A 25074-nucleotide genomic window follows, 5' to 3' on the forward strand; every position below is an offset into this window, starting at 1 on the left:
TACCACAAACACGGATGAAAAAATGTGAAAATTCGCAAATGATAGACATAAAATATGTATATAAAGAATTAAGAGGATACTCATAGCAGAGAGGGGATAATACTGTTATAACCTTAAAAATTAAGACATTAAAACCAAAAGCTTAGCCTTAATGTCTACAAAAATACACTTTATGATTTATTTTTAAAATATTGCTATATTTATTAGCAAATATAACGACCCACATTAGCGTCCTAACCGCTCTTTCTTTCAATCAATAAAGTAAATAGCCTAAATTTTCATGTCCCCATTGCCACCAAATGACACCAGCAATACATGCGTAGATTACCCAAGCCAATAGACCATTCATCATTTTGGGCTGGCCAATCGAGTTAACTAATTTATACTCTGCTACGCCTGTTATCATCGCTTTCACTAATGGCTGTTTTTTAAGTTTATAAGCGACGATAGCAACGACATGTAAGCCTATTGCCCAAAGTAATACATCAAAATTCATGCTGTGTAGCCATGTCATAAAGCTAACAGTATCCGCTGTAAAATATTGCGATAATGGGCCTTCTGACAAAATATCATCGCTGGCACTAAGTCCAGTAAATAGCTGGATTATTATTAAACCTAAAAACAATATAACCATACATGCGCCAGCAGGGTTATGACCAAATTTGACTCGATCAAACTTATTTTTATCACTAAGGTAATCGATTAACGCTTTTGGACTTTTTATAAAGTAACTAAACTTGGCAGTATCACTTCCAATAAAACCCCAAATAAAACGTGTTATCCAAAGCCCCAATAGTGCATAACCAAACAAAAAGTGCCATTCCATTTCGCCATTATCAGCACAGTACCACAATGCAAATAGCAAACTCACTTGTAACCAGTGATAGCCACGAATAAATCCGTCCCAAACTTTAACCTTAACCATACAACCCTCTGCAGATAACGACGACATAAATACCCAACTAACATTGGGATAGAGGCTATTTTCTAACACTTAACCAGACAATAGCAACAATTACCATTAACATACCTACAAAATGGTAAATGGTGAAGTTTTCCCCTAACAAAAACACTGCCATTAATGCCGTTAGCACGGGGCCACTGCCACCAACAATCGATGCTTGTTCAGGTCCAACTCTCGCAATACCCTCACTCATCAAAAACGAAGGGATCACAGTACAGCCAATCGCTAACCACAGTGAGATCCAAAATACCGGCATAGGGATACTAAGATCTTTAATATCATGCGCAACCGAAAAATGGACAAATATCATAAAACTCGCGCCAAACATCGCGATACACGTAAAGACTAAACTGCCTAATTTCTGAATTTTGGTTTTACTCAGTAGCAAATAACAAGCAAACGTAAAGCATGCTGTTAACACCAATAACGAACCAATGATCACTCCCTCCCCCTGCTTACCCAAGTCATGATAAAACAGTACAAAAACCCCCGCATAGGCCAAGATAAGCGCACCTATCACTTGTCGATTAATCCGATTACCCAACACCAACCAACTGAGGATAACGACAACCGTAGGATAGGTAAATAACACTAATCGCTCTAGCTGTGAGCTAATATAGTGAAGCCCTTGAAGATCAAAATAACTCGACAAGTAATAACCCAAAAGACCAATACCCATCACTGGCATAAACTGTGCTTTTATCGGTAATGATAACGCAGGCGTCTTCCTTAACATCCACACAAATACGGCGATATAAAAAGGCAGCGACAATAACATGCGATACGTCATTAACGTAATGCTATCAACCCCATATTGATAAGCGAGTTTAATGAAAATGCCTTTGGTCGAAAACAAACAGGTAGCAAGAAATGCGCACAATAAACCCATTTTATGTGCTGATAGCTTATGACGTAAAGCTGAACGAATATTACGTTGCTTTGTGCTGGTAGTACTGGTGGTATTACTGCTGATAGTAGTCTGTTCCATGACCCCTCCAAGAAAAAAATGAAGGCTAGGAATAAGTAGAGTAAAACAGATAGCAGGCTACATATTCCGTAGCCTCGCCAAAAATTAGTTAGCTGCTACTCTGATTTCCAGAGCAGCCATAAACGAACAACAAAGTAAGTGCGAGAATAAGTTGCCATCAATATAACCCTTACTTATGTTTGAAATGAACCTTAATCATGACAGCTACCTTAATATAGAACAAGCCCATAATTTGACTGAACCATGAATCAATATAAATGCTCGGCTTAACACTGTAGTAAACGTTTAAATATCGGGAAATGGAACTTTGCTAACTTAAGCAGAAAACACGACGCTAGCATTGCAGGTAAATTAACCACTGAAGATTATGCGGTTCGTAAAATTCGAAATGAAGGAATAAGATAGTGGCCAATTTAACTTGGCCACTTCAAATTTATATTTATAGTGTATAGCTAACACCAAATTTAAAGGTTCTTGGTTCGCCCACATTCACCTCACCATTTTCACCACCTGCAAGATAGTCGGTATCAAAGAGGTTATCGATATTAAGACGAAGTTGCAGCTCGTTACCGCCAACTGAAGTCTGGTAATTAATCCCTGAATCAATGCGAACATAACTGTCTTTTAAGAATTCGTTCTTAGCATCGCCATAACGTTCACCTTCATAATAAGCACCTAAATTAACAGATAACTGCTCAGTAAATGCATATTTACTCCAGATTGATGCTGTCCACTCCGGTACATCTTCCGGACGATTGCCCGCAAACTCATTATGTTCTGCATATTTAGCATCGAGGTACATCACTGAGGTGATCAAAGACAAATTAGAATTAACCTTACCAATTGCACTCAGCTCTGCACCCTGATGATGCTGTTCACCACCCTGAGTCGTAATTGGATTATCTTTCGACCCTTCATTAAGTAAAATATTACTGCGAGTAATATCAAAGATAGCCGCGTTAATACCTAATTTCTTATCTAATATTTCCCATTTTGTGCCCATCTCATACATTTTACCCTTGATCGGATCTAACTCCATATGATTATTTGCATCGTCATCATCAAGTACACGACCTTGCGGCTCAAAACTTTCACTGTAGTTAGCATAAATAGATGCATTATCTTGTGGGTGATAAATAACACCAAATTTCGGTAAGACCGCATTATTATTCGCATCGGTTTTGTCCTGACGATCATAACGAACGCCCGCGAGTAGCTGCCATTGATCATTTAGAGTAACTAGATCCTGAACATAAATACCATAGTACTTATAATCTTCACTTTCAGATTTACCATCGGCATAATCTAATACTGGCTGCTCAATAATGCTGCCATCGTTAATATTGCCTTTAAATTTATCACCTTTCACTTTTAGTGACGTATATTCATGCGCAAGGTAGTTACCACCCACTAATAGCTCATGACCAATACTGCCAGTGGTCACTGACCCCATCAAATCAAAGTAGAATGATTGCTGTTGCCAGTCTTCTAACTTGTTATAAGGTTTGTTTTTATAACGGCCATCGCCAGAAGTATCATAATCACTGGTTTGCGGTTTACTTTCCCAGCGCTCACGTTCGTTATGCTGATTATTATAACCCGTCGCGGCTTGCCAATATGAGTTAACTTGATAAGTGACATCAATACCATAGTTTTCACTTTGGGCATCGATCTTAGTCCAAGGCATATCCCAAATGGTGTTATCACCACCGATCACATTGCCATTATCATCAACCAATGCGCCACTGTCCTGACCAGAAACATCATCTAATTTATCGTAATGCAGGGCAATAGTCAGCGCATCAGTCACATCAAACTCAGTCACTAAGCTGCCAACCACAGACTCAGTTTCGAGGTTGTTACCGTCTTGATATTCACGCCAGCTGTTATTATTCTGCTGTTCGACAATAGCGCGGTAACGAACGGTTTTATTGTCATTCAAGCTGCCAGTCGCATCCATCGAGTTACGGAATGAACCATGATCATCCCCTTTCACTGCAAACTTAACCGAACTTTCAGTCGATGGTTTCTTAGTCACTAAGTTAACGATACCACCAGGGGTTGATTGACCGTATAATAAACTTGATGGCCCTTTTAATACTTCAACATTATCGATTAATGCCATCGGCATCCGGTATTTAGCAAAATGCTGATGACCGTCTTTCAGAATATTGGTATTTTCTTCCAAGCTAAAACCACGCAAGCTAAAGCGCTCTCGATCCGATGTGACACGACCTAATGAAACACTCGCGTCATTTCTTAATGCATCGCCCAAAGTGACAGCTAGCTGATCTTCCAGCACTTCACTCGGGATCACAGTGACCATTTGTGGTGTTTCTAACAAGGAGACATCCGAACGCATTGCGGCATGTGCCTGGTCGATTTTATAGTGCTGCTGATAGCCTACCACAGTCATCGTTTCTGTACTGTCTGCTGGAACAGCCTGTGCTAGGCTCGCTTGTGAATAAAGGATTGTCGAAATAACGGCGGATATAAATTTAACTTGAGTGTTCATGTAAGTAAAACCTTTGTAGCTTAATACATCCGTTGGATATATTTAATCGCTAAAATATTTTGTATTGGAGTACAACTACTCAAATACAAACTGAAATGGGAATCGTTCTCATTTGCCTTTATTTTATTGATTGGCTTACTGGTGTCAAGTTTGAAACGCTTATTTTTTAAGCGTTTATAGAATTAATATGTAAAATATCCATTAATGGGGAACTTTTTGAGAGAGAAGGAACTGGAAAGGCAGTGAATAAAATTAATCCGATCATTAAAATAAAGGGCCATCTCGACCCTATATTTTCTATTTTCTATTTTCTATTTTCTATTTTCTATTTTTCAAAATCTGTTGTTCTAATGCATTTAATACATAATCTGCAGACACAAAAGTCGGCGAATACGCTTGTTCACGGTTTAAACGAATAAACTGATTGTGTTGATAAGCAGTTAAGGCAAACTGCCAACCCGGTGCAACATCATCAAAACCCACGTCGATTGACTTGGGACCTAAGCCTAACTGCGATGTGTAGGTACTAAAAAACCAGTCTGCATCTAATGATTCAATCAGTTCCGAGCTTATTTCACCACCCGCATCGTCAGGTGTAAAAGTATCCTTTAAAAATTGTGGCCGAGTTAAGCCTAAATCAAATAATACCTGGGTAATGATCCCTGAGTTTTGGCGGATTTTAATTTCCGCCTGACCTTTTCTAGGGACCGCATAAATAAATGTTTTACCCAGTAATTCATCGGCATATTTATCTTTAAAACGGGCAATTTTATGTTGGTACAGCCCATAATTATGCTCGAAAATATCTTTTTTACCCACCCAGGTAGCCACATCGCGGTAAGCATCAAAAATGTTCGGCGTATAACGTTGGATCAATACCGTCGGGGCAATTTTAGAGAGTTTATCAAATATTTTTTTCTGATATTTTACCGTACCGATAATCAGGTCCGGCTTCGATGCTTTGATCTGTTCAATATCACTGCCTTTATTACCGTAGTTGAAGTAACCCGTATCGGCAAATTTGATACCAAAGACTTCTTCTCCGCCGCGAATATAAGGCTTATTTTCAGGCAATTTAATATAGGTTGAGGTTCCGACTATCGGGGCATCAACATCTAACAAAATAGAGGTTGCCGACATCACATGCAGGGATGCGATGCGTTTAGGGTGTTTTAATATCTCGACCTTGTTACCCGCATGATCGGTAATCATCATGGTTTCGCTAGCAACCGATTGCAGCGATAAGCTCAGCAACAACGCGCCCTGTATAAATGTTATTAATTTCATCATTATCCTAAATAGTGTTCAGGCTACTGCCTAACAATGTAACGCGTCATTATAATAAAAAATAACGCACCGATTAACGCGATAAATACACCGGCATTAATCATGATCGGTGCAAAGAGTGTCCGTCCAAGTGTGTCAGCCCAGAGCGTCATAATTGCCCCTAATAACATGCTGACAATCCCTAATTCAGTACCGCGATAACCAATAATGTTTTTTGCTAAAAACGTAGCGATCAGTCCAATAAAACCGATAGAGCCAACGAGGGCAATCACAGGTGCCATAGCAAATACAGCTAATATAATAATAAATATGTAATATTTTTTGGCATCAACACCTAATGACATAGCGTGTTGATAACCGAAATTAAGTGGATTAATGTACCGGCTTAATAACAAAAACACAGATATAATCAACGCCATCCAGATACTTAAAAAGCTGGCACTAGCCAGATCCAGAGATAAAAAACTGCCGGATAAAAAAGCCATGAGGAAAGCCATATCTTCGATAGTTACCGACGACAAGAGCATATCGCTGAACGCAGACAAAACCGCACCTACAGCAATACCGACTAATACGATAAATGTACCGTTAAGGTTTTTATGGACAAACCAGAGCACCACTAATGCGGTAACGAACACCCCAAAGAAACTGGCGATAATACTCATCGTTAAGGAAACCTGTAAGGACACTACATACAGCACAATGACTGACAGCGCAGCGCCGTCAGAGAGCCCTAATACGCCCGGATCAGCCAAGGCATTACGCGCAGCCGTTTGTAATAAATAACCCGATAACGCCATCAGTGCGCCCGCAGAAATTGCCCCCATGATACGCGGTAATCGCAGTTCATAGATAGTTGATGTAGCGTCATTAAGTGCCATATCAAAACCAATAACTGCATACACATCAGCCCATGAAACACTGACAGAGCCTAATTTAAGACTGCAGATAAAACTCACGCTCAACACTACCACTAATGCACAGAGCACCAAAAAAGTGCGTTTATAAAGCGGTAAGCTGATCCCTTTCGAGGGGCTAATGATCATATTTTGATTGTCAAATATATTCATACTACGCGTTTATCCCGAACCATAAAATACAGTAGACATAAAAAAAAGATGCTGCCGATAGATGCACTAACACCTCCGACAATCAGAACTTTAGGCGCAATAACGATACGGGCGAGTAAGTCCGACAGACTCAATAATAAACCACCGATGAGCATAGATAACCAAGCACCTTTATTACCGACCTCGCTGACAAAGAGCTTACTGATATGCGGTACGACTAAGCCAATAAAACCGATAGGGCCAACAATCGAGACAACTAACGAGGCCAGTAAAAAAATACACAGCAAGGTGATGTGACGCGTTCGGGTGACATTCACCCCGGCACTGCGCGCCTGCTTTTCCCCCATGATCATCACGTCCAACGAGCGTCCTTGGGTTAACAGTATCCCAATCGCCAGTAATGCCAAAGGATACATTCGACTTAAATCGGTGAAGTCAGCGGGACTAATATCACCCAATAACCAGTCTTGGACATTGGCAAAGCGCAGTGGATCGAGTTGCATCAAAAAGCTGCTCAGCGAAGAAAACAACATAGAAACCAGACTGCCCGCCAGCACAATATGTAAGTTCTTGGAAATACTCGAGCGGTTCATCATTTCCGTCATCGACAGCGTAAATAGCCCAGCAACCGCGGCACCGATAAACGCTGGGATAAAAATATCATTCTCAGATACATTAAAGAAATAGATGGCACACAAACTAAAGAACACCGCGCCACTACTGACCCCGAGTGTGGAAGACGATACCAGCGGATTCTGAAACATTTTCTGGGCACTAAAACCGGCCAGACCTAGCATTGCGCCACAGGCCATGGCAACAACCAAACGCGGTAGTCTTTGTTTGATCACGATGTGGTGAACAAACTGCTGGCTGTCAAAAGCGAAAATGGCCTGAAAAATATCTACCCAAGCTATCGAGCGTGCACCAATACTTATGTGGGTTAATGCCACCAGTAACAGCATCAGCGTTAATAAAAATATCGCGCCAAGGAAACGATAACTAGGTAATATTCTCAATAAAGAACGAGATAAAGTACTAGGCAATGAGATGCGTTGGAACATGAATGCCGACCTTTTCGTTACCAACACGTGACGTGTTTACATGAAAAACATGCTGCATCATAGTATCTGTTATCACAAGTTGTGCCGCACCTTGTGCATATACTTTTTGCTCGGCAAGTACGATCACATGATCCGCATATAACGCCGCTTGGGTCATATCATGCAAGATTGCCACTACCGTTTTACCTTGCTCAGCCAACTCTTTGCCTAGGTCTAACAACATATATTGATGTTTTAAGTCTAAGTGGGTAGTCGGTTCATCCAGCAATACGATGTCCGTTTGCTGGGTGAGTAACATCGCCATTCTAGCGCGTTGTTGCTGACCACCAGAAAGTGCAGATAGACGTTTACTTGCCAATTCAGTGATCTGCATTTTCTGCATCGCTTGATCAGCTATCGCTCGGTCTTCGACACTAAACCGAGAAAAGAAACCTTGATAACAAAACCGCCCTTGCATCACCATATCCGCAACCGTCATAAATTCAGGCAGCGGCATGGACTGCGATAATACTGAAACGCTCTGTGCTTGCTCTTTAAAGGAATGCTGCTGCAGGTCTTTCCCATTGATGCTGATCTGCCCTGATGACAAGGGTAAATGACGCATGATCAAATTGAACAGGGTACTTTTACCGCAGCCATTTTGACCGATGATCACATAAAAATTTCCAGGTTCAAAAGTCAGAGAAATAGCATCTAATATTTTACGATCAGCTTGATAAGCAAAGCTAACGTTATCGATTTTAAGAGTCATAGTATATCAACGAGATGATGTTAATGCGAATGATAACCAATAACAAATATGATGTAAACTGCGGGGTTAAAGTGGCTAAAAAAAGGGCTGACGCAATAGGAATGCCAAGTTCAGGCTCTGGTTTAAATTGAATGACTAAAATGAAATACAGGATTCACTTCAATAATGAATGTTGCACATCACATTACAACATTCATTCGATAATAAAAATAATCTATTTACTGATTGGGTAGTTTTTCATTTTCCACTCACGGATGCCGCCATCCATTGAGATTACGTCTGTATAACCCATGCGTTGGATGAACTCAGCTGATAATGCAGAACGATAACCGCCACCGCAGTACAGTACGATACAGGTATCTAGCGCAGGATATTTAGCTTCTAAGTCACGCTCAATAATACCGCGCCCCATGTATTCAGCGCCGCTAATACGACTTGCAGCCCATTCGCTTTCTTCGCGCACATCAACCAGTACAAATTGCTTACCTTCGTCTTGCCACTGCTTCACGTCATCACAGCTACATTCTTTGACTACTTTACGTGCTTCATTACATAAATCTAAAAATCGTTGACTATGAGCCATGTTGTTATCCTTTCAGTTAAATACCAAGTGTTACTAAACTACTATTTCATTTTGTATTCTATATTTCAATAACTAAAATATAAAAAACAAAAACCCGCACGAGGCGGGTTTTATGACAGTCCGAAGACCAATACGTTAACTAGGTTTCCCTAAGGCTTACATCATTGGGTCTTGGTCTGCGCCTTCTTTTTCTACCACTGGTGGTAACATCGTTTCGCGGCTTACGCCTAAGCGTAGTGCTAATGCACTTGCTACGTAAATCGAAGAATATGTACCAACCACGATACCAATCAGCAATGCAAGTGCAAAACCGTGGATCAGTGCACCACCTTTCAGGAATAATGATACTAATACCATTAATGTTGTACCTGACGTGATTAACGTACGTGATAATGTCTGCGTTAATGATACGTCCATGATTTCCACAGAATCATCAGTGCGCATACGGCGGAAGTTTTCACGGATACGGTCAAATACAACGATAGTATCATTCAGTGAATAACCAATAACGGTCAATAGCGCCGCTAAAATAGTTAAATCAAATTCAATCTGTAATACCGAGAAGATACCTAACGTGATAATAACGTCATGCGCAAGGGCCAATACAGCACCCGATGCTAAACGCCATTCAAAACGTACACCAACATAAAGCAAGATACAAATTAACGCAGCAAGCAGCGCTAGACCACCTTGCTCTGCTAATTCATCACCAACGTTTGGACCAACAAACTCGATACGACGCATTTCTACGCTCTTATCATAGCCCTGTAACGCAGTGATAATTTGACTACCAAGATGCTTATTATCCAAATCTTCACGTGGAGCAATACGGATCAGGACATCACGACTAGAGCCGAAATGTTGGATCACCGCATCATCAAATCCTTCTGCAGATAACAGCGGACGGATAACCTCAAGATCAGCAGGTTTATCATAACCTACTTCAATCACGGTACCACCAGTGAAATCAAGACCCCAATTAATACCTTTAATCGCAATAGAAGATATCGATAAAATAACTAACAGCGCTGATAAAATAAACGCGGGCTTCGCCATCTTCATAAAGTGGATCGTGCGTTCTGTTTTAATAATTTCAAACATAATTAATCCCCTTAGATTGAAAGTTTATCGATTTTTTTATTACCCCAAAGGAAATTCACGATCGCACGTGTACCAATGATGGAAGTAAACATAGAAGCAGCAATACCAATTGCTAACGTAATAGCGAAACCTTTAATCGCACCAGTACCAACCGCAAACAAAATGATCGCCGTTAATAGCGTGGTAATGTTGGCATCGGCAATGGTTGATAACGCATTATCATAACCACTATGAATTGCTTGCTGAATGCTTCTGCCTTCTTTCAGCTCTTCACGAATACGTTCAAATACCAGCACGTTCGCATCAACCGCCATACCGATTGTTAATACGATACCGGCAATACCTGGTAGCGTCATTGTCGCGCCAGGAATCATCGACATAATACCAATGATCATGATGATGTTTGCAGATAATGCGACATTGGCAACAATACCAAATTTACGGTAGTAAATAGCCATGAAGATAACAATTGCAATCATGCCATAAATCATCGCAGCTAAGCCGTTTTCAATATTTTGCTTACCTAAGCTAGGACCGATGGTACGTTCTTCAACGATTTGAACTGGCGCAACTAACGCACCTGCACGTAATAATAACGCCAGATTTTTAGCTTCGCTTGCACTGTCTAAACCTGTAATACGGAAGCTACGGCCTAACTGTGCTTGAATTGTCGCCACGTTAATGACTTCTTCAATTTTTTTCAGTTTCGATTTGCCATCAGCAGTCTTCTCACCCGTTGGTTTGTATTCAATGAATACAGTTGCCATTGATGTACCGATTGCTTTCTTCGTCGCACGAGACATTTTACTGCCACCTTGCGAATCAAGATCGATATTAACCTGTGAACGACTAAACTCATCTAAGCTCGATGTTGCACCTGTGATGTGGTTACCAGTTAAGATAACTTGTTTCTTCAGCACAACAGGACGGCCTTCACGCGTGGTGTATTTTTGGCTACCAGCAGGTACTCGGCTGCTGTAAGGGTCTGCTTTATTATCAACTAAACGGAATTCTAACGTTGCTGTTGCGCCTAAAATCTCTTTCGCACCAGCAGTATCCTGAACACCCGGTAATTCAACTACAATGCGGTCTGCACCTTGACGCTGTACAAGCGGTTCAGCAACACCTAATTGGTTTACACGGTTACGGATAATAGTAATATTTTGTTGAAGGGCATATTCTTTGATTTCAGCAAGTTTAGCTTCTGACATTTTTGCCGTTAGACTAAATTGACCATTATTTTCACTGTCATTTAACAGTAGGTCTGCATATTTAGACTTAAGGAATTTTTCTGCTTTATCGCGCGTTTCAACATCACGAAAACGTGCTGTAACACCGTTACTGTTTTTACGTATTGCGGTATAACGCAGTTTTTCTTCACGTAAATCGGTACGGAAATCTTGCAACATTTGATCTTGTGCTTTCACTAACGCTTCTTGCATATCAACTTCGAGTAAGAAGTGAACACCGCCACGTAAGTCCAGACCCAGTTTTAGTGGTCCAGCACCAACGGCTTGTAACCATTCAGGTGTCGCAGGTGCAAGGTTTAAAGCAACAATAAATGTCTGACCAAGTTGTTCTTTTAAGATTTCACTAGCAAGGAGTTGTTGTTCGCTGTCATTTAAACGAATTAACACTTGGTTTTTTTCTAATGAAACACTTTTATAACTGATTTCTTGTTTATCGAGTTCTGCTTTAACTTTATCGAGTGTTGATACTTCAATAACAGCACCACGTGCAGCAGAGACTTGAACAGCGGGGTCTTCCCCGTATAGATTCGGTGTGGCATAGAGTAAACAAATGGCGATCGTAGCGATCACCATTAGATACTTCCACAGAGGATATTTGTTTAACACAATATTACCTTACTGGGATACGGAAAAGATTAAAGCGACTTCATGCTGCCTTTTGGTAATACAGCGGCAATGTAATCACGCTTAATAGTAATGTTCGTTGCTTCAGCAATACTGATCACAACATAATCATTACCATCAGAAATTTTTGTGATCTTACCTACGATGCCACCAACAGTAAGTACTTCTTCACCTTTTGACAACGATGACATTAGGTTCTTCTGTTCTTTTTGACGTTTCGCTTGTGGGCGGTAGATCATGAAGTAAAAGATCACACCGAAAATACCTAACATGATCAACATTTCGTAACCACCACCAGCTGGAGCAGAAACACCTTCAGCAGCAACTGCATTTGCAATGAAAAGACTCATTTTTATTTTCCTTTATAAATATTAGACATAGATATGATAAACCAATCACATTACATTACTACTAATGAGAAAGGTTTACCAAACTTTGATCGACAATCAGATTAGTGTTTGCTTAATAATTAAGCGTCAGACTTCGCTAAAGGTGGCACTTCACGGCCTTGTTTAGTATAGAAATCTGTAACAAACGCTTCAAACGTATCAGAATCAATCGCGTCACGGATACCTTGCATCAGGTTTTGGTAGTAACGCAAGTTATGCATTGTATTTAAACGCGCACCTAAGATTTCGTTACATTTGTCTAAATGATTCAGGTATGAACGTGAGTAATTCTTACATGTGTAGCAATCACATTCAGGATCAAGTGTACTGGTATCTGTTTTATGCTTGGCATTACGGATCTTGATTACACCTTCACTTGTGAACAAGTGACCATTACGTGCATTACGTGTTGGCATTACACAGTCAAACATATCCACACCGCGACGAACACCTTCAACCAAATCTTCAGGTTTACCAACGCCCATTAGGTAGCGTGGTTTATCTTCTGGGATTTGTGGGCAAGTGTGCTCCAGAATACGGTGCATGTCTTCTTTTGGTTCACCTACAGCTAGGCCACCAACAGCATAACCGTCAAAACCAATGTCTAATAGCCCTTTTACAGAAATATCACGTAAGTGCTCGTAAACACCACCTTGAATAATACCAAACAAGTTATTTTTGTTATCTAGTTTATCAAAGTGATCACGTGAACGTTGTGCCCAACGTAATGACATGCGCATTGATTTTTCAGCTTCAGACTCTGTCGCTGGGTATGGCGTACATTCATCAAAAATCATGACAACGTCAGAACCTAGGTCATCTTGGATCTCCATTGAAGTTTCAGGATCTAAGAAAATCTTGCTACCGTTTACAGGGTGACGGAAATGCACACCCGCTTCAGTAATTTTACGCATTTTACCTAGGCTGAATACTTGGAAACCGCCTGAATCCGTCAGGATAGGACCCTGCCAGTTCATGAAGTTGTGTAAACCACCGTGTTGCTTCATTACTTCCTGACCAGGACGTAACCACAGGTGGAAGGTATTACCTAAAAGAATATCAGCGCCGGTTGCGTCAACTTCTTCTGGTGTCATACCTTTAACCGTACCGTAAGTACCTACTGGCATGAATGCAGGAGTTTCAACAACACCACGTTCAAAGATTAAGCGTCCACGACGTGCGTTACCAGTTGTTTTATCTAATTCGTACTTTAACTTCATATAAACCTCAAGTCAGAGAAACAGTCTGACATTACTTCTCTCAAAAATTCAAACAACGTACTTCAATAGCAATTGTTTATCGTTAACAAACTAGCCGTGAATAGATACACATCAACTCACGGCTAATTGAATTTATTTTGCCGTTTGTTTAGTGACAAACATGGCGTCGCCATAACTGAAGAAACGGTATTTTTCAGCAATAGCATGTTGATAAGCGGGCATCACATGGTCATAACCAGCGAATGCAGATAACAACATAATCAACGTTGATTCAGGTAAGTGGAAATTAGTGACCATTGCATCAACAAGTTGGAACTCGTAACCAGGGTAAATAAAGATTTCAGTATCATCAAAAAATGGCGCTAGCGGTAAGCCTTTTGCCATTGTTGCTTGCGCAGCACTTTCTAAAGAACGCACTGACGTTGTACCCACAGCAATCACACGACCGCCGTTCGCTTTTGTTTCTGCAATTTTAGCGACAACGTCTTCAGAAACTTCGGCATACTCAGAGTGCATATGATGATCTAAGATATTATCCACACGTACTGGCTGGAAAGTACCCGCGCCAACGTGCAGCGTCACAAACGCCGTGTTTACACCTTTCTTAGCAAGTTCTGCTAACAATGGTTCATCAAAGTGTAAGCCCGCTGTTGGCGCCGCAACAGCACCCGGTTTTTCATTATAGACCGTTTGGTAGCGTTCCTTATCTGAATCTTCGTCAGGACGATCGATATAAGGCGGCAATGGCATATGACCAATGTCTTCCAATATTTCTAATACATGACGTTCATCTAAAAATTTAAGTTCAAATAACGCATCGTGGCGCGCAACCATCTCGGCATTCACAGAGCCTTCTAAGATGAGTTGAGCACCTACTTTAGGTGACTTAGAAGAACGCACATGCGCAAGTACAGAGCTGTCACTAATAACGCGTTCAACAAGCACTTCAATTTTACCACCTGAAGCTTTTTGACCGTACATACGCGCAGGAATAACACGCGTATTATTAAATACCATCAGATCGCCAGCTTCAACTAAATCGAGAATGTCAGCAAACTGCTTATCAGCCAGCTCGCCACTATTACCATTTAGTTGGAGTAGACGGCTTGAACGGCGATCCGCTTTCGGATAACGGGCAATTAACTCGTCAGGAAGACTAAAATTAAAATCTGAAACCTGCATGAAGGTACCTTAAAATCGAACTTACAATTGAAATAGTCCGCTAGTCTAGTTACCAACAGGAAGAATATCAAGAGAAGAAGAGATTTGTTCTAATTATGATGGTTTAAATAACCTCAGTCCTAAATAAGAGCGACTGTTATCAGTACTCGAACAGGCCGTAATGAATAACAAAAGACTTGAAAATATAAAACCGTAGGCAAAAAAAAGCAGCTCAAGAGCTGCTTTTCATATTCATATCAGTATTGTCTACTTAATTAAGTGAGGATTATTCCCACTCAATTGTTGCAGGTGGCTTACCAGATACATCGTAAACCACACGAGAAATACCATCAATTTCATTGATAATACGGTTTGAAACATGACCGATTAAATCATACGGAAGATGTGACCAACGCGCAGTCATAAAGTCGATTGTTTCTACACAACGCAGTGATACAACCCAATCATATTTACGGCAATCGCCCATTACGCCTACAGAGCGTACTGGTAAGAATACAACAAATGCTTGGCTTACTTTATGGTAAAGTTCCGCTTTGTGTAATTCTTCGATGAAGATAGCATCAGCACGACGTAATAGGTCGCAATATTCTTTCTTCACTTCGCCAAGTACACGCACACCTAGACCAGGTCCAGGGAATGGGTGACGGTAAAGCATGTCGTATGGTAGACCTAATTCAAGACCAATCTTACGCACTTCATCTTTAAATAATTCACGTAATGGTTCAACCAGACCCATTGCCATATCGTCAGGTAAACCACCTACGTTATGGTGTGATTTAATCACGTGTGCTTTACCATTTTTGGTCGCAGCAGACTCGATAACGTCAGGGTAGATAGTACCTTGTGCTAGCCATTTAGCATTGCTTAATTTTTTCGATTCTTCATCAAAGATTTCAACAAATACACGGCCGATAATTTTACGTTTAGTTTCAGGATCATTTTCGCCAGCCATTTGCTCAAGGAAACGATCTTCAGCTTTAACATGAACAATGTTTAGACCGAAATGATCACCAAACATATCCATTACTTGCTGACCTTCGTTTAAACGAAGTAAACCGTTATCAACGAATACACAAGTCAGTTTATCGCCAATTGCGCGTTGTAATAACATAGCAACTACTGATGAATCAACACCACCAGATAAACCTAGAATAACTTCATCATCACCGATTTGCGCTTTCATACGAGCAATTGCATCATCGATAATTGAAGTTGAAGTCCAAAGTCCGTCACAGCCACAGATGTCTTTTGCAAAGTGAGCAAGCATACGCTCACCTTGACGAGTATGTGTTACTTCTGGGTGAAATTGAACACCGTAAAAACGTTTTTCTTCGTTTGCCATCGCAGCAAACTGACAAGTCGCTGTGTTAGCAACTGTTACAAAGCCTTCTGGAATAGCAGAAACTTTATCACCATGGCTCATCCATACGTCTAATAGTGCTTTACCAGAATCAGATACTGCATCTTCGATAGACTTGAACAGCGCAGAAGGAGATTGCATCTCAATTTGTGCATAACCAAATTCGCCTTCGCCAGTACCTTTAATGACTTTGCCACCAAGTTGCTCAGACATTGTTTGCATACCGTAACAGATACCCAGTACAGGTACGCCTGCGTTGAATACATATTCAGGTGCACGAGGTGAACCCGCTTCTGTTACGCTTTCAGGGCCACCAGCAAGGATAATACCGTTTGGATTGAATTCACGGATTGCCGCTTCATCTACATCCCATGTCCATAATTCACAGTAAACACCGATTTCACGGATACGACGAGCGATTAACTGCGTATATTGAGAACCAAAGTCCAGAATTAGGATTTTTTGCTCATGAATATTTGTGGTCATTAAAGATATTCCTGTAAATATATTTAGTAGTAGTATTTGTAATAATAGTAAGAGGAGACACTTGTCTCCCCTTACATTATCAGTTTCTAACTATGCGTTCAGCTAAGCTTAGTTTGAACGGTAGTTTGGCGCTTCTTTAGTCATAATCACATCGTGAACATGGCTTTCTGTGATACCAGAACCAGTGATACGAACAAATTCAGCTTTCGTGTTCATGTCATGAATCGTTGCACAACCGGTTAGACCCATTGAAGAACGAATACCACCCATTTGTTGATGGATGATTTCTTTCAATTTACCTTTATAAGGAACACGGCCTTCAATACCTTCTGGTACTAATTTGTCAGCAGCGTTTTCTGATTGGAAGTAACGGTCAGATGAACCCTTAGACATAGCGCCTAATGAACCCATACCACGGTATGACTTGTATGCACGGCCTTGGTAAAGTTCAACTTCACCTGGTGCTTCTTCAGTACCAGCGAACATAGAACCAACCATTACACATGATGCACCAGCAACAAGTGCTTTCGCGATATCGCCAGAGAAACGGATACCACCATCAGCGATAACTGGAACACCAGTACCTTCTAATGCTGTTACTGCATCGTTAATTGCTGTGATTTGTGGCACACCAACACCTGTAACGATACGGGTAGTACAGATTGAACCAGGGCCGATACCAACTTTAACACAGCTAACGCCAGCTTCTACTAGTGCTAGAGCACCTGCACCAGTTGCTACGTTACCACCGATGATTTCTAAATCAGGGTATGCAGCACGCGTTTCTTTAATGCGGTTTAAAACACCTTGAGAATGACCGTGAGATGAATCAATTAATAATACATCCACACCGGCTTCTACTAATGCATCGATACGTTCTGCAGTAGAACCACCAGCACCAACAGCAGCACCTACACGTAAACGACCTAATTCGTCTTTACATGCATTTGGTTTTTTCTCTGCTTGTTTAAAATCTTTAACCGTGATCATACCCGTTAGTTTAAAGTCTGTATTTACTGCAAGTACTTTTTCAATACGGTGTTTGTGCATTAGGCCAAGCACTTCTTCACGAGAAGCTTTCTTTCCAACAGTCACTAAACGATCTTTCGGTGTCATCACGGATTCAACTAGGGTAGTTAAATCATCAACAAAACGTACATCACGACCAGTAATGATACCCACTAGGTCATTGGCTTCGGTTACTACAGGAAAGCCAGCAAAACCGTATTGCTTAGCTAGTTCAGCTACATCAGCAATTGTCATGTCAGGTTTTACAGTAACGGGCTCAGCAACAATACCACTTACATATTTCTTCACTAAACGTACTTCAGCTGCTTGACGTTCAATAGACATGTTTTTGTGAACGAAACCAATACCACCTTCTTCAGCTAACGCGATCGCTAAACGACCTTCAGTTACTGTGTCCATCGCAGCAGCAAGCATTGGGATATTTAGTTGGATGTTTTTTGTTAGTTGAGTTTTTAGGTCAGCATCGTTCGGTAAAACAGTTGAATGAGCAGGTACAAGTAGTACGTCATCAAAGGTAAGGGCTTCTTTGGCAATTCTTAGCATGGGCAATATCTCACCTCGTTAAAGGTATAAAATGGACGACATAATTGGTATAAATATTGCGGACGAAGTATATGGATGCTTGTGGGTAAAAGCAAACTATATTTCAACTTTTTTTAGTTGTCATTGATCTTAATCCCCATTAAAAAGTAAATCTGCTACAATATACCGACGTAATTACACCTAATTTTAACTGCTTAACGCTTAGAGAGCCTTATTTTGAACAATACCAATATTTATACAGTGACTCACTTAAATGCCAGCGTTAGGCAATTGCTTGAATCAGAGATGGGGACGCTGTGGTTAACTGGCGAAATCTCCAACTTTGTCGCACCAGCATCTGGACATTGGTACTTATCACTTAAAGATAGCCGATCACAAGTGCGCTGTGCAATGTTCAAAGGCAACAACCGTCGAGTAACATTCCGTCCAGCCAACGGCCAGCAAGTATTAGCCAAAGTACGTGTCACCATGTACGAGCCGCGGGGTGAATATCAATTAGTGATTGAATCATTAAGCCCGGCCGGCGACGGTTTATTACAACAGCAATATGAGCAGTTAAAAGCATCGTTAGATGCACAAGGTTATTTTGCCCAAGCACATAAAAAAGCCCTGCCCCTACATGCCAAACGCATTGGCATTGTTACTTCGGCAACCGGTGCTGCGGTACATGATATTCTGACCGTACTTGAACGTCGTAGCCCTAACTTACCGGTGATTATTTACCCAACGCTGGTGCAAGGCGCACAAGCAGCACCCGCGATTGTTAATGCTATTAATATTGCCAATCAGCGTAATGAAGTTGATTTGTTGATTGTCGGCCGCGGTGGCGGTTCATTAGAAGACTTATGGTGCTTCAATGAAGCTTCTGTTGCCCAAGCTATTTTTAACAGTCAATTACCCATTATCAGCGCCGTTGGCCACGAGATCGACGTCACTATCGCCGATTTCGTCGCCGATATGCGCGCACCAACCCCTTCTGCCGCAGCCGAACTTGTGAGTCAGGATCAAGCGCACCTCCAACATCAAGTGAGTAACCTGAGCCGACGTTTAAACAAAGCCATACAAACACAGTTAGCAAAAAAGCAACATCAACAGCGTTACTTACAACAAGCGTTGATGAACCAACACCCACAACGTAAATTACAGCAGCAAAGTCAAAAGCTCGATGAACTTAGTCTACGTTTAAACCAAGCAGTTAATCGCCATATTGGTAAGCAAAATTTACATTTAACCCAACTAACGGGTCGTTTACAGTCTCATTCTCCAGTGCATAAATTAACCGCGATGCAGCAACAACAAGCTAATTTACAAACTCGCTTACACAGTGCAATGCAACGCCGTTTACAACAAGAACAAAACCACTTACAAAACCTTGTACAACAACTCCAGACTGTTAGCCCATTAGCCACACTAACCCGTGGTTATTCAATTACGCAGAATGACAAACACCAAGTGATCACCTCTGTGGCCAAACTAAAATCTGGCGACAAGCTAGTCACCCGTTTTACCGATGGCGAAATACGTTCCACCATCGATTAACTTTAGATAAACAACTGATTTAAATGACACCCAGTCACAAATAAATTTTAGTTTAATAAAAATAATCAAAAAAAAGACCTTGTGATATCAGCTACTCGGCCGATAGCCTAAATAGCTTTAATTTATGGACATCACAAGGCAGCTAAATCATGAATTCTATTAAAAATATTTACTCTTCCTACTTCATTGCGTTTATGTTCGCAATCATGGTATTAACAACGATCGGCATTAAAACCTTCGTCTCACCACAGCTACTTGAATCTTCAGAAGACATCATTCATAAATCATTACAAACAGTATCTGAAAATGTATTTAGTAAACTCAATAAAGTAGAAGCTCAACAAAAAAATATCACGCAAGTTGTCCCTGAGTTATCGAGTGAACAAATTGATAAATTACTACCAGCATTAGTCGATCAATATGGTGATAGTAACGTATTTGGTGGTGGTATTTGGCCATTACCTGATCAGCGCGAAGAAGGCACGCGTAAATTCAGTTCTTTTGTGCATCGTGATAGTAACAACCAATTGAGCAGCAATGATTACTGGAATACCGCTGCGGCGCCAAATTATTTTGAGCAGTCTTGGCACAGAGCTGGACAAAATGCCCCAAGAGGCACCTGTGCTTGGGCACCTGCATATAAAGATTCGGCAAGTACCGAAGCACGTACCAACTGTAGTATGGGTATCTATAAAGACGGTCGTCTGTATGGTGCGGCAACAATTGACGTAACACTCGGTTTCTTTAATCAACTTGCTAAAAACTTAGAGCAAGAGTTCGGTGGCTACATTCTGGTTGTCGAACAAGATGGTAAGATCCTGAATAATACAGCAGCAACCTCGGGAGACTTATTATTAAAAACCACCTCATCTCTGGCATCTCGCTCTGCATTTATTAATGCCGTCAATGGCAACTTAAACAATCAAAATAACAAGCAATATATTAGTTATGACGCAGAGAATGGCGAAGAGTACGCGCTGTATTTTGAACCATTAGAAGGCACACCATGGTCAATTGCGTTAGCAGTGCCAGTCGCATCTTTACATGAAAATGAATCGGTTATTTTATCGATTATTGCGGCAATCCAATTACCGTTAATGCTGGCTATCATTTGTTTTTGTTATATTACCTTTAAACGCCTGTCACAGCGCTTGATTGTATTACGTGAGAGCATTGACTTACTTTCACAGGGTAATGCAGATCTAACAACACGTGTGCAAATCAAAGAAAATGATGAAGTCGGTGATATTGGTAATTCAGTAAATAACTTTATTGATTACTTACACACGTTAATGCTATCTGTTAATGATTCTTCAGTCAAAATATCGGGATCATTGGCGCAAGTTGAAGAACAAACTCAAATCACCAATAACATCGTCATTAGTCACGCAAAAGAAACAGAGCAAGCAGTGACAGCGATGGAGGAAATGAGTACCACCGCGACGATTGTAGCGACCAATGCAGCAGACGCAGCAGCAGCCACCCAGCAAATGCACGATGCAGTATCACAATCAAAAATAACGGTTATTCGCGCATCAAGTAACGTACAAACCTTACTGGATGATGTTGAAGATACCGTGGTCAATATTGAAAGCATGGCACAGCATACTCAACAAATTAGTGCTGTACTCACCGTGATCGGCGACATTGCAGAACAAACTAACTTACTTGCACTTAATGCGGCAATTGAAGCAGCCCGAGCGGGTGAGCAAGGCCGTGGTTTTGCCGTGGTAGCCGATGAAGTCAGAGCATTAGCAGCACGCACACAAAACAGCACATCTGAAATTAATGCCATGTTAACGAAGCTTAATTCTGGGGTAAATGCGGTAGTCAATGCGATGGATAAAACCAAAGAGCGCTGTATTACCACTGCAACGGATACCCAAGAAGTAAATCAAGATTTAGATAGTATGGAAGTGGCTATTTCAACCATCAGTGAGCTCACCATTCAAATAGCATCTGCGGCAGAAGAACAAAGTACGGTAAGTACTGAAGTAACGCGAAATATGAGTGAAATACAACTTATCGTGCACGAACTATCAAATAATGCAGAACATACGACAGCGACAACTCAAGAACTCGGTACCATGAATACTGAATTAAAAGAGGTGGTTGGTAAATTTAATTTATAACGACAGCACTCACTGAATATCAGCCTTGTTTGTTTATTGCAGACAAGGCTTTTTATTTTTAATCATAATCAAACGTCACACTCTGAAAATGAGGGTTATCGACTGTCACATCGAGCGTTAAGATCGTATCGAGTACAATCAAACGAATAACATCATCAACCGTCATCTTAATACACTCATCTCGATTTTCATTACGTTGCGTATCGAGCCCAATACCGTATATTTCAGCACCCGATTTAAGCGTTAACTTAACCGGGTATTTGTGCATACACACTATTTCAATATAGTCATACTGATCGCATTTCATCATAGTTTATATCTCCACGTCACACTGAAACAAGAGCTAATTTTTATCATAGTCGTTAAACATATACTAATTTTAGCTCTTTACAAACTAACGCTAACGTATGAATGCACTCAAATGAGAGGACATTAACCTAAGCGCTTCGCCCAATTACCCGCATTGTCACGAGTACAATTTTCTTCACTATCAAACTTCACTTGCTTGTTGATATTTTTGAGTCTCACATCAACTGCATTAAGTGCTTGAGTCAATAAACCATGTAAGCGCTGATCTTGCTGCGATGCCGTCAATTGAGCAATATCAGCATTGCTATCAAACACACAGATTATTTTTAAAGATGCAGGAAAATTCGAGTAATTAACGGTGTGTGTTAACCATTGAAACCCCTGAATCTCGTCTTTTGCATCTTCACAAACACAAGTAAGCACTTTGCATAAAGTATTATCAATCTTCTTTTCAGTTTTAGTCATGTTCTGCCAGCTGTTATTTTCTGAGTATTTATACCGCTATCCTACCGTAAATAATATCCTATAAACAATAAAGCCAACCCGAAGGCTGGCAATATTTAACAAGGTGCAATTAGCCATTAATCGCTAAAAATTCATCGGCGTTAACTAAACACCAACTTCACCACCGTCATTTTTACGAATAATAACCGTTGCGGCACGTGGTCGAACCGTTTTGTTACTTGGTGTTTCCATCGATGCATCGTTACTGTACGGCCAATTTTTAGGGTGCTGAATATTCAAAAACAGGTCAGTTTGAGCAGGACTAAAAGCTAAGCCTGTAACTTCAGCACCATTAGGACCAACAAAGAAACGTTTTAGTGCGGCTTGATTCTCGCTGTTAATTGTCTCTAATTCGTCAGTATCAGTGGTTAGCTGACTTGGTACGACAGCTAACATTTGATCATTTGTGTACTCAGTTAGTTCCGGCGCGCCATTATCCGTCTGGATCCACATGATACCGCGTGAATCAAATGCAAGACCATCTGGACTTGCAAACTGATTTAGCTCGTCTAATCCAGAGATATTAACTTCTGGTGCTGCATCTTCTGCCGCACCAAATACAAAGATATCCCAGCTAAATTGCTCAGCATTATCGCCTTCTTGCCAACGAATAATATGCCCAGTGCTATTATTTAATCTTGGGTTAGCAGGATTAGTTGTATCTGTACGTTTGGTATTATTGGTCAAGGTCATGTATACCGCACCATTAACAGGATCAACGGCCGCCCACTCAGGACGATCCATTGGCGTCGCACCAACAAGATCCGCAGCCCCAGCTGTATTTAAAATAATATCAGCAAGATTAGCGAAGTGATCTGCTAACACACCTTTATCTTTCGTAACCGCAGTCATGGTTAGTGGTAACCATACACCAACCCCATTATCGTCAAAACGTGCGACATATAAAGTACCTTGATCCATATATTTATCACCCACAGTTAAACGGTCAGTGCGACTGGCGTCAGCAGGATCCCACAAAGCATCAGAAACGAATTTATAAATATATTCAAAACGAGAATCATGACCAGAATAAAATACTATCGGTTTACCTGCGGTCACTTTTCCATAAACACAATCTTCATGGCGGAAACGCCCTAATGCAGTACGTTTAATAGCCTTTGATTGATTATCATAAGGGTCTATTTCAACAATATAACCATAACCATTAGCTTCATTACGGTAGTCATCAGTCGCACTCGTACCTTTAATCGTAATATCAAAACGACTAAATTCATCAGCGACTTCATCAACATTTCCCGCTAAATCATCCCAACCATAACGGGTATTCTTATCATCAATGCCGATACGTTTCTGATCAGGTGTTTGCGTGCCAGTATTAACAAAGTAACCCGGCCAATTTTCTTCACAAGTCAGGTAGGTTCCCCATGGCGTATAACCATTACCACAGTTATTAAGCGTACCACGTACTTTATCGCCATCTGTAGCGAAAGCCGTTACGAGTAATTCCTTATCAGCAACAGGGCCGCTAATATCCATAATAGTAGCACCAGTAAAGCGACGATTATGGCTATCATTTTTAACTACATCCCAAATACCATTAGTTTGCTTAATACGTACAACGGTAACACCGTGAGCATTAATTTCTTTACGTACTTCGTCAAGAATTGTACGTAAGCTATTCGCATCTTTAGTCGGTCCAGCAGGGTGTAATGCCTTTTGATCTATATACTCGTGATTAATACATAATAAACCATCAGTAGAGCTGCCATTTAGTGGAAAGTAATGCATACCGTCGTGGTGCATACCCAGTGAATTAGCTTGATCTAACGCGGTATTTGAACCATCTGCTTGCCACTCTTGAGCAAAGTCATTAAGCGGCGTGCCCCAAGGTGCAAGTACTTGTGCACTGTAACCTTTAGGCACAACAACAGCGTCTAGCTTAGCCCCCGAAATAGAGTCGAACCCTAATTCTACTTTTGGTGTAGTCGTCAGATTTTTATCATTCCCAGTATTTGAACAACCTGTTAAACCAATACCACTTAACATACCAACAGCAGCCATCCCCACGCCTGCTCTTAATATACTGCGGCGAGATAATTCTCTCTCCATTACCGCTGCAAATGGTTCATTATTACTATTATTATATTTCGTCGGGTCAAATGTATCTTTGCTCATGCTTCTATCTACTCAATCATTATTTAAGACCGATATAAACTAGCAAGCAAT

Annotated in this window: 20 protein-coding genes; 2 read left to right on the top strand and 18 right to left on the bottom strand. The window is 40.8% G+C overall.

Features of this window, described 5'->3' with window-relative positions; all coding sequences use genetic code 11:
- Positions 1-253: 253 nt before the first annotated feature.
- The 15 genes from HWV03_RS18400 to guaB all read right to left on the bottom strand — a co-directional run bounded on the left by HWV03_RS18400 (position 254) and on the right by guaB (position 18403).
- A complete protein-coding gene (locus HWV03_RS18400) occupies positions 254-952 on the bottom strand; it encodes a cytochrome b/b6 domain-containing protein (RefSeq protein WP_255546916.1) in 699 nt (232 codons plus the stop codon).
- A 28-nt stretch (positions 953-980) separates the two neighbouring features.
- Complete coding sequence (locus HWV03_RS18405; protein WP_211677219.1) at positions 981-1952, bottom strand: DMT family transporter; 972 nt, start codon at positions 1950-1952, stop codon at positions 981-983.
- A 439-nt stretch (positions 1953-2391) separates the two neighbouring features.
- Positions 2392-4467: a TonB-dependent siderophore receptor gene (locus HWV03_RS18410; protein ID WP_211677221.1), complete on the bottom strand. Its 2076-nt coding sequence runs from the start codon at positions 4465-4467 to the stop codon at positions 2392-2394.
- Positions 4468-4785: 318 nt separating this feature from the next.
- A complete protein-coding gene (locus HWV03_RS18415; protein WP_255546917.1) occupies positions 4786-5754 on the bottom strand; it encodes an ABC transporter substrate-binding protein in 969 nt (322 codons plus the stop codon).
- A 23-nt stretch (positions 5755-5777) separates the two neighbouring features.
- A complete protein-coding gene (locus HWV03_RS18420) occupies positions 5778-6824 on the bottom strand; it encodes a FecCD family ABC transporter permease (RefSeq protein ID WP_211677224.1) in 1047 nt (348 codons plus the stop codon).
- On the bottom strand, positions 6821-7885 hold the full coding sequence (locus tag HWV03_RS18425; protein WP_211677226.1) for a FecCD family ABC transporter permease: 1065 nt from the start codon (positions 7883-7885) through the stop codon (positions 6821-6823). Before HWV03_RS18425 ends, HWV03_RS18420 begins: the two co-directional genes overlap by 4 nt.
- The gene (locus HWV03_RS18430; protein ID WP_211677227.1) at positions 7860-8636 is read right to left on the bottom strand and encodes an ABC transporter ATP-binding protein; all 777 of its coding nucleotides are present in this window, start codon (positions 8634-8636) and stop codon (positions 7860-7862) included. The genes HWV03_RS18425 and HWV03_RS18430 overlap by 26 nt, the downstream gene beginning before the upstream one ends.
- A 214-nt stretch (positions 8637-8850) precedes the next feature.
- A complete protein-coding gene (locus HWV03_RS18435) occupies positions 8851-9219 on the bottom strand; it encodes a rhodanese-like domain-containing protein (protein WP_067046471.1) in 369 nt (122 codons plus the stop codon).
- A 156-nt stretch (positions 9220-9375) separates the two neighbouring features.
- Complete coding sequence (secF, locus tag HWV03_RS18440; protein ID WP_211677229.1) at positions 9376-10320, bottom strand: protein translocase subunit SecF; 945 nt, start codon at positions 10318-10320, stop codon at positions 9376-9378.
- Between the two features lie 11 nt (positions 10321-10331).
- Positions 10332-12176: a protein translocase subunit SecD gene (gene secD / locus HWV03_RS18445; protein ID WP_211677230.1), complete on the bottom strand. Its 1845-nt coding sequence runs from the start codon at positions 12174-12176 to the stop codon at positions 10332-10334.
- Positions 12177-12205: 29 nt separating this feature from the next.
- Positions 12206-12544, bottom strand: coding sequence for a preprotein translocase subunit YajC (gene yajC, locus HWV03_RS18450; RefSeq protein WP_211677232.1), 339 nt, complete (start codon positions 12542-12544; stop codon positions 12206-12208).
- 119 nt (positions 12545-12663) lie between these two features.
- Complete coding sequence (gene tgt, locus HWV03_RS18455) at positions 12664-13803, bottom strand: tRNA guanosine(34) transglycosylase Tgt (RefSeq protein ID WP_211677233.1); 1140 nt, start codon at positions 13801-13803, stop codon at positions 12664-12666.
- Between the two features lie 132 nt (positions 13804-13935).
- Complete coding sequence (gene queA, locus HWV03_RS18460; protein WP_211677234.1) at positions 13936-14985, bottom strand: tRNA preQ1(34) S-adenosylmethionine ribosyltransferase-isomerase QueA; 1050 nt, start codon at positions 14983-14985, stop codon at positions 13936-13938.
- Between the two features lie 265 nt (positions 14986-15250).
- Complete coding sequence (gene guaA / locus HWV03_RS18465; protein ID WP_211677235.1) at positions 15251-16831, bottom strand: glutamine-hydrolyzing GMP synthase; 1581 nt, start codon at positions 16829-16831, stop codon at positions 15251-15253.
- Positions 16832-16939: 108 nt separating this feature from the next.
- Positions 16940-18403 carry an IMP dehydrogenase gene (gene guaB, locus HWV03_RS18470; protein WP_211677236.1) on the bottom strand — a complete coding sequence of 488 codons (1464 nt, stop codon included), beginning with the start codon at positions 18401-18403 and terminating at the stop codon, positions 16940-16942.
- 285 nt (positions 18404-18688) lie between these two features.
- Here guaB and xseA point away from each other — a divergent pair, with 285 nt between their 5' ends.
- Together xseA and HWV03_RS18480 are read left to right on the top strand one after the other, a co-directional pair.
- Entirely contained in the window at positions 18689-19942 is a 1254-nt protein-coding gene (gene xseA, locus HWV03_RS18475; RefSeq protein ID WP_249185561.1) for an exodeoxyribonuclease VII large subunit, read from the top strand.
- A 149-nt stretch (positions 19943-20091) separates the two neighbouring features.
- The gene (locus tag HWV03_RS18480; RefSeq protein ID WP_211677237.1) at positions 20092-22074 is read left to right on the top strand and encodes a methyl-accepting chemotaxis protein; all 1983 of its coding nucleotides are present in this window, start codon (positions 20092-20094) and stop codon (positions 22072-22074) included.
- Between the two features lie 58 nt (positions 22075-22132).
- On the opposite strand, the gene HWV03_RS18485 is transcribed toward HWV03_RS18480, so the two are convergent.
- The 3 genes from HWV03_RS18485 to HWV03_RS18495 form a co-directional block, all read right to left on the bottom strand.
- The gene (locus HWV03_RS18485; RefSeq protein WP_067046502.1) at positions 22133-22384 is read right to left on the bottom strand and encodes a Rho-binding antiterminator; all 252 of its coding nucleotides are present in this window, start codon (positions 22382-22384) and stop codon (positions 22133-22135) included.
- A gap of 122 nt (positions 22385-22506) precedes the next feature.
- Positions 22507-22848 carry a Fis family transcriptional regulator gene (locus tag HWV03_RS18490; protein WP_211672909.1) on the bottom strand — a complete coding sequence of 114 codons (342 nt, stop codon included), beginning with the start codon at positions 22846-22848 and terminating at the stop codon, positions 22507-22509.
- 144 nt (positions 22849-22992) lie between these two features.
- Complete coding sequence (locus tag HWV03_RS18495) at positions 22993-25023, bottom strand: PhoX family protein (protein WP_211677239.1); 2031 nt, start codon at positions 25021-25023, stop codon at positions 22993-22995.
- Between the last annotated feature and the right edge of the window lie 51 nt (positions 25024-25074).

Origin of the sequence: Moritella sp. 36, assembly GCF_018219415.1 — a bacterium.
In the GTDB taxonomy this organism is placed as follows: domain Bacteria; phylum Pseudomonadota; class Gammaproteobacteria; order Enterobacterales; family Moritellaceae; genus Moritella.